Source organism: Oleiphilus sp. HI0128 (genome assembly GCF_001635365.1).
This window is the reverse complement of record NZ_LWGG01000352.1, coordinates 1-699: the sequence shown is the minus strand read 5'-3', so window position 1 is coordinate 699 and position 699 is coordinate 1. Positions and strand designations below refer to the sequence as shown.

The following is a 699-nucleotide window of genomic DNA, read 5'->3' as shown; positions in this document are numbered from 1 at the left end:
CTAAAGATAAGCTGGCAACGATATTTGACTCATTCTCACAAGCAGATGCCTCAACCACTCGAAAATATGGCGGCACTGGCCTTGGTTTAACTATTTCTCGAAATTTATGCCAATTAATGCATGGCGATATTAGAGTCGCCAGTGAGCTAGGTAAAGGTAGTGTCTTTACTGCCTCATTCATGGTTGACAGCTCTACTGAAAACAAAGAAAGCGCGCCACAATTTGAGACCGAACAACTGCTAGCATTTATTCTCGATAAACATCAGGACACAGCCAAGGAAATTGAGAAACAGCTAAGTAAATGGGGAATTCCCTCATATATCTGCGACAGCTCCAATTCCGTGCTCAATTCACTCAATGAACATGTTGTCGGGCCTGGTAAGGTCCCCTTGATCTATATCGATGCAGACCTGATTGAAGGTTCTGCCCACGACCTTAGCGACAACCTTCGCAGCCAAGCAGGCAATGAAACCTTATACCTGATACTCATGACAAAGTACGGTTCCCAGGTCGATGAAAACTATTGCAAGACTCATGGCTTCGATGCCCATATCTATAAGCCTATCTGTTCCAATGACCTAATCCAAAGCATGGAGCTCAGCCTCTATTCAGAAAAACCAGAGCTAACGCAAAGTGCGATAGCGGCTATAGAAGACCCCACTACAGATTTGAGCGAGTCTAGAATCCTGCTTGTTGAAG

1 protein-coding gene is annotated in these 699 nt (G+C 44.6%); it reads left to right on the top strand.

Features of this window, described 5'->3' with window-relative positions; genetic code table 11:
• Positions 1–11: 11 nt before the first annotated feature.
• On the top strand, positions 12–699 hold a 688-nt coding region (locus A3763_RS04425; RefSeq protein ID WP_369823086.1), incomplete at its 3' end, for an ATP-binding protein.